Annotated in this window: 5 protein-coding genes; 2 read left to right on the top strand and 3 right to left on the bottom strand. The window is 74.6% G+C overall.

Annotation, left to right across the window (positions count from 1 at the left end; all coding sequences use genetic code 11):
- Positions 1 to 1207 (bottom strand): L-2-hydroxyglutarate dehydrogenase (gene lhgD, locus GKQ77_RS20325; protein WP_219690352.1); only part of this gene is annotated, 1207 nt, incomplete at its 3' end.
- A gap of 80 nt (positions 1208 to 1287) precedes the next feature.
- The gene (locus tag GKQ77_RS20320) at positions 1288 to 2733 is read right to left on the bottom strand and encodes an NsdA family TPR-like regulatory protein (protein ID WP_219690351.1); all 1446 of its coding nucleotides are present in this window, start codon (positions 2731 to 2733) and stop codon (positions 1288 to 1290) included.
- A gap of 784 nt (positions 2734 to 3517) precedes the next feature.
- Between GKQ77_RS20320 and GKQ77_RS20315 the strand changes: the two genes are divergently transcribed.
- Entirely contained in the window at positions 3518 to 5602 is a 2085-nt protein-coding gene (locus tag GKQ77_RS20315; protein ID WP_219690350.1) for an asparagine synthase-related protein, read from the top strand.
- Between the two features lie 160 nt (positions 5603 to 5762).
- Positions 5763 to 9122, top strand: coding sequence for an AfsR/SARP family transcriptional regulator (locus GKQ77_RS20310; protein ID WP_219690349.1), 3360 nt, complete (start codon positions 5763 to 5765; stop codon positions 9120 to 9122).
- A gap of 13 nt (positions 9123 to 9135) precedes the next feature.
- On the opposite strand, the gene GKQ77_RS20305 is transcribed toward GKQ77_RS20310, so the two are convergent.
- On the bottom strand, positions 9136 to 9572 hold a 437-nt coding region (locus GKQ77_RS20305; protein ID WP_219690348.1), incomplete at its 5' end, for an NPCBM/NEW2 domain-containing protein.

Below are 9572 nucleotides of genomic sequence, written 5' to 3'. Positions count from 1 at the left end.
CCCCCAACGCCCCCAAGGCCCGCCGAGCGACCTCCCTCCCAATAGGGAGAGAAGCCGTCGCCGCAGGCGAGGGCGCGTTCAGCACGTGGACCGCCCGCGCCCCCTCCCGTATCAGAAAGTCATCGACGAGCGTGCCGTCCCGCAGGACGGCCTGCGCCCGCACCCCGGCAGGCGCGGGCACCAGATCCTCCGCCCGCACCCCGGGCAACAGCCTCCGCACCGCCTCGGTGAACGCCGCCTTGGAGGCGGACCGGCGCAGCTCACCCGCCCCGTACCGCCAGTGGCGGCGGGCTATGTGCCACGAACCCGGCCAGCCCAGCGTGCCGGCCAGCTCGCGGGGCCGGACGACCGACCAGTCGTACCCCTCGCGGGCCAGGGCCGGGACCGCGTTCGGCCCCACGTGGACGCCGCCGTCGATGCCCCGGGTGAGGTGGACGCCGAGGAAGGGGAAGGCCGGGTCCGGCACGGGATAGACGAGGCCGCGCACCAGCTCGGGGCGGGCCAGCTCGAAGTACTCCCCCCGGAAGGGGACGATCCGCATGCCCGGGTCGTCGCCGGTGAGCCGCGCGACCTCGTCGCAGTGCAGCCCCGCGCAGTTCACCAGGACCTTGCCGCGCACCACCGCGCCGTCGGCGGTCCGGACGGCGACACCGAGGGAGGGGCGGCGGTCCACCCGGACGACGTGCCCTCCCGCGCCGTAACGGATCTCGGCGCCGGAGGCCGCCGCCAGCTGCTCCGCCACCGCGCCGTAGTCACAGACGCCGGTCGTCCCGACGTGGATGGCGGCCAGACCGCGGACCTCCGGTTCGTACTCGGCGATCTGGGCGGGGCCGAGCTCGCGCACCGGAATGCCGTTCTCCCGGCCGCGCTGGACCAGGGCGTGCAGGCGCGGCAGCTCGGCCCGCTCCGTGGCGACGATCAGCTTGCCGGTGACCTCGTGCGCGATGCCGTACTCCGCGCAGAACTTGATCATCTCGGCGGCGCCGCGGACCGCGAACCTCGCCTTCAGGGAGCCCGGTGGGTAGTAGATCCCGCTGTGGATCACACCGCTGTTGCGGCCCGTCTGGTGGCGGGCGGGGCCGGGCTCCTTCTCCAGGACCGTGACGCTGGTGCCGGGAGCGGCGCGCGTGAGGGCGTACGCCGTCGCCAGACCGACGATGCCGCCGCCGATCACCAGCACGTCGCAGTCGTACGCGACCTTCTTCACCGCGCCTCACCTCCCACCACAGATACTGCCCTGCGCCACTGACAACGCCTTCAAACTCCGGGTGGGTGTGTGATCGAGCGCTACGCGGGAGCCATAAGCAGCGGCCGTGCGCGTTCCCGCAGCTCCACCACCCGGGGCTCGTCCCCGTAGGGCTCCAGGCGGTGCAGGAGGTCCCGCACGTACTCCGTGGTCCGTGCGGAGGAGATGCGCCCGGCGACCTCCAGCGCGCGCGTGCCCTGCTCGCACGCCGCGTCGAGGTTGCCGGACTCCAGCTCGGCGACGGCCGAGACGACCAGGCGCAGACCGTGCGAGCGCACGAACTCCTCGGTGGGGCGGGACAGCGCCTGTTCGGTGAAGCGCCGCACCTGCCGGGGCGCCTTGAGGTCGCGGTAGCACTCGGCGGCGTCCGCGGCGAAGCGGTCGTAGGAGTAGAAGCCGAGCCAGGAGGGGTCGTGGTCGCCGTCGCGGGCCCGCTCGAGCCAGCCCTCCGCGGCCCGCAGCGCCGCCCCCGCGGCCTGCGCGTCATGGGCACGCGCGTGTGCCCGCGCCTCGACGAGGCGGAAGAAGCTCATGGTGCGGGCCGTGGCGAGCCCGCGGTTGCGTTCCAGGGCGGCCTGCGCGAGGTCGACGCCCTCGTCACCAAAGCCGCGGTAGGTCGCCTGGAGGGACATGGAGGCGAGGACGTACCCCCCTAAGGGCACGTCGGCCGCCGCGCGGGCGAGCCGCAGCGCCTGGATGTAGTAGCGCTGGGCGGCCTCCTGCTGGCCGGTGTCGAAGGCCATCCATCCGGCGAGGCGGGTCAACTCGGCGGAGGCACCGAACAGGGCGCGGCCCACTTCGTCGGAGTACGAGCCGAGCAGCAGCGGCGCCGCCTCGACCCGCAGGCACTCCGGGACCATGGAGGAACGCCAGTCGCCGCCGCCGTACTTGGAGTCCCAGCGCCGTGCGTCCTCCGCGGCCTCCCGCAGCTTCAGTACGTCGCTGTGGCCGACCTTCATCGGCGCGCCGCCGTCGTCGGGGTGCGCCACGTCGCGCGGCACGTCGTGCGAGGCGTCGCGGGCCACGGAGCTGTCGGCCGGGGTTATCAGCCAGCGGGAGGCGGGTGTCGCGTACGCGCTGACCGCGAAGGAGCCCGCGAGGGACTGCCAGATGCCGCCGCCGGCGCGCCGGCCCGCCAGATCGAGGCGGTACAGCTCGGTGGCGGACTTCACGGCCGCCCCCACGTCACGGGGGAAGGCGAGGCCGACCTCCGGCGCCGGGTCGGCGTCCGCGAGGCCGATCTCGTGCAGCGGCACCGGGCGGCCGAGCTTCTGGCCGATGGCCGCAGCGATCAGATGGGGCGCGGCGCCCTGGGGCACCATGCCCTTGGAGACCCAGCGGGCCACCGATGTCTTGTCGTACCGAAGCGTCAACCCGCGTTGTGCGCCGAGGTCATTGACCCGGCGTGCGAGTCCCGCGTTGCTGATTCCCGCGAGGGCGAGAACGGTGCCGAGTTTTTCGTTCGGCCCGCGTTGCTCCCTGGACATGCGCCACCCCTCGACACAGACGGCTGCCGGGCGGTGCTCGACCGCACGGCATTCGTGCTGCGTTCCCCCGGACGGCGTGGCCGGATCAGCGGCCGCAAGAGCGTTTGGCCGATCCTCCAGGTATATGCCTCCGCGAAAACATCAGCACACACAGCGTAGTTCGCCGCATCCCAAGCGTTAAGAGGCCTAGTTCCGTATGGCGAGATTGTTGTCCGTACGGAAGTGCGGCGGACCCCGGAGCGTGCTCCCGGCGTGTGGCCGTGCGCCTGTGTGTGCGCTCTTCTGCGGCCATGGCGCGGCCGCTTCCCTTGAGGGTGCGTGGGTCGGCCCGCTGCGCTGGAGTCAGTGGGCTGGGGGACACCGCCGCCTCCATCCCCGCGGGCGGCGGACCGGTCCGGGAGGCGAACACCGCCTCCCGGGCTGTGCGTTGCCTTCGAACGGATACGCCCTGGGCTCATCCCAGGCCGATTTGGCCGAAAACAACCCATGGGAAGGAACGGGCATTTCGCCCATTCCCTGGCCCCCTCGCGAGCCGGGCGCCACGCGCGTGCCCTGGCGTACTTGAAACGAGCGCAAGGAGAGGGGCATCCTCCGCCCTTCAACTACCGCCCCTCCGGGGTGGATTCACCGCCCTCCCGGGTGGACGTACCGCCGCACAGGCGGCCCCGCGGCCCCTCCCGTGCGCCTCCTTCGTGGCAGCATGGGACACCAGTCCTTCGGTGCACTGGTCGGCCGTGCCTCTCGGCGCCTCGCCGACGGTCGTCCACAGCCTGTGGAGGCAGTGATGCGGTGGTTGGTGGGGTGGAGCAGTACCGCCGCGCGGCCCTCGGCGGTGGGCTCGGCCGGGGCCACCGGCGACGACGGCGAATCCGTCCACCCCGTGGGCTCCCAACTCCTGTGGGGCGACCCCGATCCGCTCTGGGCGGTCGGCGACTGGCGGCCCGACGAGGTGCGGACGGTCAAGGTCGACGAGCAGACGCGCATCGCCGTGCTCGGCACCTGCGGGGCCTCCGACGAGCAGCTGCGGGTGGGCCTGTTCGCCGCACGCGGCGGCGCGCTGCGCCATCTCACCGCCTGGTCCGGCAGTTACACGGCGGTCGTCCAGGTCGGCCGCCGCGTCATGATCGCCGGAGACCTCGCGGGCGCCCGCCCCGTCTTCCACACCCCCTGGGCGGGCGGTACGGCCTACGCGACCGCCGCACTGCCGCTGGCCGACCTCATCGAGGCCCACCTGGACATCGGCCACCTCGCGGCGCTGCTCGCCGCCCCCGACGTCCCCGAGGCGCTGCACGACTCGACGCCCTACCAGGGCGTGCGGCGCGTGCCCCCGGGACATGCGCTGATCCTGCGCGCGGGCGCACGGGAGATCGCCGGGTACGAACCGGTCGCCTCGCTCGCCGTCGCCGCGCCCTCCGCCGACGCGGCGAGCGCGGTGGACGGCGTCCGTGACGCCCTCGTGGAGGCCGTACGTGCCCGCCTCACCGCCCCGCGTCACGTCCCCGGCACGGACATCGACCCGGGCCCGGTCCCCGGCATGGGGCCCGCCGAGCGGCGCGCGGCGCGCGGCATGCCGGTGCCCGGCATCGGAGCGGACCTCTCCGGAGGGCCCGCGTCGGGAACCCTCGCTCTCCTTGCTGCCGGTCTGCCCGGCATGCCCGGCACGGTCCTCGGCCACGGCACGGGCGCCGGGGAGCGCCTGCTCGCCGTCACCTTCAACGACCTCGCCGTCAACGGCCGCGAGGCGGAGCTGGAACGGGCCGGTGCCATCGCCGCCAACCCGCGCCTGCACCACGTGGTCGTCGCCGGGGGCGAGGACGCCCTGCCCTACGCCGACCTGGAAGGGCCCCTGACCGACGAACCGAGCAGCACCCTGGTGACCGCCCAGCGCCACCGCGCCCGGCTCTCCTCAGGCAGCGCCGACCACTTCACGGGCCATGGGGCGCGGCAGGTCCTCGACGCCCACCCGGCCCGGCTCGCCGACCTCCTGATGGACCGCAAGCGCCGCCATCTGGTGCGCCCGGTCGCCGCGCTTGCGAAGGCCGACGGCTCGGTGCTTGTCCCCGCGCGCGTGTACGGCGCCGCCCGCAAGCTGGCCCGCATGACGCACCGCGCCGGCGTCGAATCGCTCGCCGACCGGCTGCTGCACCGCCGCTTCGACGAACCGGGCGGAGCGGTGGGGGCGTCGCTCGCCGCCCTCGCCTGGGCCAGACCAGGACCCGCCGCGCGCTGGCTGACCGGTGAGGCGCTCGCTGAAGTATCGGTTCGGCTGACCGACCTGACGACACGCCCCGGCGGCCCCGGCCAGCGCCCCGGCGAGTTCCGCGCGCGGATGGCCCTCGCCCGGCACGCCGCGGACCTGCGCATCCTGGAGCAGGCCGCCGAGGTCCGCTTCCAGCGCCTGCACGCGCCCTTCCTGGACAACCAGGTCGTCCGCGCGTGCCGGGCGCTTCCCGAGGCGCTGCGCGTCCAGCCGGGGGCGCGGGCGGCGATCCTGCGCACGGTTCTGGAGGGTGCCGGGGTCGCCGATCTGCCGCCCGGCTGGGGCGCCCCCTCCCACGCGTCGGACGCGGCCGCCGCCCGCACCGGTCTGCGCGTGGCGGTGGACGAGCTGGTCGCCCTCTTCGACACCCCGCTGCTCGCCCAGGCGGGCCTCGTCGAGGCCCGCGTGGTCCGCAAGGCGCTGCGCCAGGCCGCGGAGGGGGAGCCGCTTCCGCTGGACGGCCTGGCCGACCTGGTCTCCACGGAAGTGTGGCTGCGCAGGCTGCTGTCGCGCAGAGGGACGTGCTGGACGGGCACCCCGGCACGGCAGAGGGCCGTCCCTACGGGGAGCGTGGTTCCCCAGAGGGGCGCGCTGGGAGCGGGGCGCTAGTCCCGGCCGGTCCCGGCTCCCTGGTCCCGACCGGCCCTGGCTCTCTGGTCCCGGCCGGTCCCGGCTCTTCGGTCCCGACAGGGCCTCACTCTTCGGTCCCGACAGGGCCCTCGCCCGTAAAGCGCGCGCTTCTCGGGTTCGTGCCAGGGAGAATGACCCGGTGCGGTACGGAATTCTGGGCGCCACCGAGGCGTACGACGAACAAGGCGCCCCTCTGCCCGTCGGGGGCCGGCGGCTGCGCGCCCTGCTCGCCGCCCTGGCGCTGCACGCGAACCGCACGGTCACCGTCGGCGCCCTCATCGACGAGGTCTGGGCCGACGACCCGCCGGCCGACGCCCCGGCCGCCCTCCAGGCCCTCGTCGGCCGAGTGCGCCGCGTCCTCGGCAAGGAGGCCGTCGCCTCGGCCCCCGGGGGCTACCGCCTCGCCGTCGCCCCGGACGACGTCGACCTGCACCGCTTCGAACGTCTCGCGCGGGAGGGCAGGGCGGCCCTGGACGACGGCGACCCGGCCCTCGCCGCCCGCGCCCTGCGCGACGCCCTCGCCCTGTGGCGCGGCCCCGCCCTCGCCGACCTGCCCGACCGGACCGCCGCCGCGCGCCCCGAGGCCCAGCGCGCCGAGGTGCTCCGCGCGCGGATCGAGGCGGACCTGCTGCTGGGCCGCGCCCCCGATGTCGTACCGGAACTGCGGGAACTGATCGTCGGACAGCCGTACGACGAGACGGCGCGCGCCCTCCTGATCCGCGCCCTGCGCGACGCCGGACGCGGCGCCGACGCGCTCGCCGCCTATGAGGACGCGCGCCGCGCCCTCGCGGAGGGGCTCGGCGCCGATCCCGGGGCGGAACTGCGCGCGCTGCACGAGGAGTTGCTTGCCCCCGCCGACCGGCGGCCCGAGCGTGGAGCCGGCCAGGACGGCGTTCGGGGAGCCGAGCAGGACGGCGCTCGGGGAGCCGAGCAGGACGGCGCTCGGGGAGCCGACCAGGAAGCCGACCGGAGCGGCGGCCGGAACCGCGCCCCGGCGGACCGGAAGCCCGAGCGGAAGGGGAACATCCGCAACCGTTTGACCTCTTTCGTCGGGCGGGAACCCGAGCTGGCCGCCATCCGTTCGGATCTGCACAGGGCCCGCCTCGTCACCCTTACCGGACCGGGCGGCTCCGGAAAGACCCGCCTCGCCGAGGAAGCCGCCGCCGGGCATCCGAGGGCATGGCTGGCCGAGCTGGCCCCGCTCGACCACCCCGAGGCGGTGCCGGGCGCTGTCGTCAGCGCGCTCGGCCTGCGCGAGACCGTGCTGATGACCAGCGAACTGACCGCGCCGCAGGACGACCCGCTCGCCCTGCTCGTCGAGTACTGCGCCCCGCGCGCACTGCTCCTGATCCTTGACAATTGTGAACATGTGATCGACGCCGCCGCCGCGCTCGCCGAACGGCTCCTCACGCACTGCCCGGGCCTCACCATCCTCGCCACCAGCCGCGAGCCCCTGGGAGTGCCGGGCGAATCCGTGCGCCCCGTGGAGCCGCTGCCGCCCGACCCGGCGTACCGCCTGTTCGCCGAGCGGGCCACGGCGGTGCGGCCCGGCTTCGACCCGGCGGAGGACGCCGGGGCCGTCGCCGAGATCTGCCGCCGCCTCGACGGCCTGCCGCTCGCCATCGAACTGGCCGCCGCCCGCCTGCGGTTGCTCGCCCCGCGCCAGATCGCCGACCGGCTCGACGACCGCTTCCGCCTCCTGACCAGCGGCAGCCGCACGGCCCTGCCCCGCCAGCAGACCCTGCGCGCCGTCGTCGACTGGTCCTGGGACCTGCTCGGCGAGGCCGAGCGGACGGTGCTGCGCGAGGTGTCCGTCTTCGCCGGCAGCTGGGACCTGCCCGCCGCCGAGGCGATCTGCACCGGTCCCGCCACGGAGCTGATCGGCGCCCTGGTCGACAAGTCCCTGATCGTGGCCGTCCCGAGCGCCGGACCCGAGGACGGCGGCATGCGCTACCGCCTCCTGGAGACCATCCACGAGTACGCCGCCGAGCGCGCCGCCGAGACCCCCGACCTGCTCGCGGCCGCCGCCCGACGCCACAGCGCGTACTTCCGCGCGCTGGTCGAGCGGGCCGAGCCCCTACTCCGCACCGCCGAGCAACTGCCGTGGATCAGACGCCTGGAGACGGAGCTCGACAACATCCGGGCGGCCCTCCAGCACTCCATCGAGACCCGTGACACGCCGACGGCGATCGCCCTGGCCGTGCACACCGGCTGGTTCTGGTGGCTGCGCAACTTCCGCCGCGAGGGCTGCGAGTGGATGAGCCGCGTCCTCGGACTGGCCCCGGTCTCCGCCTCGCGGGGCCCCTGGGACCTGCCCGACGAGGACGACCCGCTCTACTGGCCGTGGATGGAGCTGCGGCTGCTGCACCTCTTCCTGGTGTCGGACACCCGTCCCGCGGACGCCACACCGGCCCAGGAGGGCTGGACGGAGAACGAGTACGTCGAGCGGGTGCGTGCCGTCTTCGCGCGACCCGGCCCCGAGGCCGCCCGGTTCCCCGGGCTGATCTGGCCGTTCACGATCTTCTTCACCGGCGGCACGATCGACCACACCCGCCCCGCCGTGGACCAGACGGTGGAGAACTGCCGTCGGTACGGCGGGGACTGGGAGCTGTGCATCATCCTCATGTTCCGCGCGCACATGGCCATCGACACGAACGGCAACCTCTCGGGCGTCGACGAGGACCTGGCCGAGCTGCGCGCGCTGAGCGGACGCGTGGGCGACCGGTGGATGCGGGCCCAGGTGAGCAGCGCCGCGGGCGAGGCCGCGATGGCCCGCAGCCGCCACAAGGAGGCCCGCGCGGCCTACGAGGAAGGCCTCCGCCTCGCCTACGAGGTGGGGGCGTACGCGGAGACGCCGTTCCTCATGGCGCGGCTCGCCGAGATCTCCTACCGCGAGGGCGACCGGGAGGCGGCGGTGAAGACCCTCGACGAGGCGAGCACCGCCGCCGACCGCTACGGCGTCACCGACTCAAGGGCGTACGTACGGCTGTTGCGCGCGCTGATGGCGTTGGAGGACGGTGATGCGGTCACGGCCCGCAGGATGTGCACGGACGCCCGCAGCGAGTCGACGTACGGCACACCACCACCGCAGTTCAGCGTGGCCGCGCGCATCACCGAGGCCCGGGTCACCGCCGCCGAGTCGGGCCCGGCGGCGGCCCTGCCCGAGCTGGCCGAGGCGCTGCGCGAGGCCGTCGACGAGCGGTGCTCCGAGGTGATCGTCGCGTCCGTGGTGGACACCGGCGCCGTGTTCCTCGGCGACCTCGGCGACCACGCGCGCGCGGTGCGCCTGCTGGCGGCGGGCACGCGGCTTCGGGGCGGCCATCCGCGCCCCCGTCCCGAGGTGACCGCCACCGACCGGGCCGCGGCCGCCGCCAGGAGCGTCCTCACCGCGACGGAGTACGAGAGGGCGCACGCCGCGGGCAGCGCCCTGACGCCCGACGAACTGCTCACGGAGCTGACCGAGCCCTTGGCCGACCCCACCCCGCCGGAATCGCCCTAGTCCGGGTCCGCTGCTAGAGGCAGCGCATCCGCGACTGGGCCCAGTCCGCCAGCGCCGCCGAGGAGAAGGGCGTGTGCGGTTCGACCACGAGCCGGATCGTCTTGCGGCCGGTGAGGTTCACCTGCACGGGCAGCGCCGGGTCGCCGCCCTCCATCAGCGGTGACTGCCACAGCCGCGCCCCGTCCGCGTAGACGGAGAAGCGCACCTTGCCGAGCCCCATCGTCATGTCGTCGACACCGACGAGCGCGTCATACGACGTGCAGCTGCGGTTCAGATCGATCGTCACGGAGGACCTGCCGTGCACGGTCACACCGTGCGCGTACCGCCGGTCGGCGACCTTCAGGCCCTGGCGCTGCCACACCCAGCTGCTCTCGCCGAGCCGCATCTCGGGCTTGGTGCCGTCGCCCACCGTGCCGTACCGCAGCTCGCTCCAGTGGTAGACCACCGGGG

It is taken from the genome of Streptomyces anatolicus, from assembly GCF_019400875.1.
Taxonomy (GTDB): Bacteria; Actinomycetota; Actinomycetes; order Streptomycetales; family Streptomycetaceae; genus Streptomyces; species Streptomyces anatolicus.
This window is presented reverse-complemented; position numbering and strand designations above follow the sequence as displayed.

Coding starts and splice junctions, on each gene's coding strand:
- GKQ77_RS20320 (WP_219690351.1), bottom strand. CDS start 2,733: ATGTCCAGGGAGCAACGCGGGCCGAACGAAAAACTCGGCACCGTTCTC.
- GKQ77_RS20315 (WP_219690350.1), top strand. CDS start 3,518: ATGCGGTGGTTGGTGGGGTGGAGCAGTACCGCCGCGCGGCCCTCGGCG.